This window comes from Oleiphilus sp. HI0079 (genome assembly GCF_001635105.1).
Genome location: NZ_LWFT01000399.1, coordinates 1 through 732, shown reverse-complemented (window position 1 = coordinate 732; position 732 = coordinate 1). Strand labels below are relative to the sequence as shown.

1 protein-coding gene is annotated in these 732 nt (G+C 48.0%); it reads right to left on the bottom strand.

Annotated features, from left to right (window positions below; translation table 11 throughout):
- A partial coding sequence (locus A3750_RS25940) for a hypothetical protein (RefSeq protein WP_197474913.1) occupies positions 1-732 on the bottom strand: 732 nt, incomplete at both ends.

Genomic DNA, 732 nt, shown 5'->3' with positions numbered 1-732 from the left:
GTAGTCAGACAAACCCAAAACCTCGTCATCATCCATATCGTAGCGATATACAGCACCATAATCTCCGTCAAGAGGCGTAAAGCCAGCGGGCCCAACATTCTCTTCAGCACCGACGTTAACCTGATCAGAAGCGCTATCTTCACTTGGTGCACCAATAAAAAAGGACGTCCCTACGATAGCAACGGTGGAACCGAATAGATCACCTTCGTCATTGTTTTGTGGTTTCAGATAGGCCAACGGAGTAATGACATTATTTTGCTGGGGTGTTTCATAAAGCATCACTGAACCTGATTCAGCGTTGCTCGCAGCGACAGGATTTTGGTCAAGAAAGGCAGGGTCAACAACTCCGTTAAAAACAGGAAGGTCGTCAATATTTGCTGCGTCTTTGGGAGCCCCAATCGCGACATAGTTTTCTGTTGCGCTTATAGATGAGCCGAACTCCTGGCCATCATGCTCTATGATTGATCGGTAGGTCAAAACCGAATCAAAACGTCCATCGCTATCTCTTCGATATTGAAAAACCGCTCCCTGCGGCGTCCCGCCACCCTGTCTCGCGAATGGCGCACCAACCAATAACTCACCGCCTACTTCCGCTAACGCGGTCCCAAACCCGTTGTTTGGATACGTAGCATTAGCAGAGTTATCGGGGCTCTTCAGATAAGAAATTTCTTGCGCAGTACAGCCCTCACTGATCAAAAACTCATATACTGCTCCACTATTTGCGCGATCATA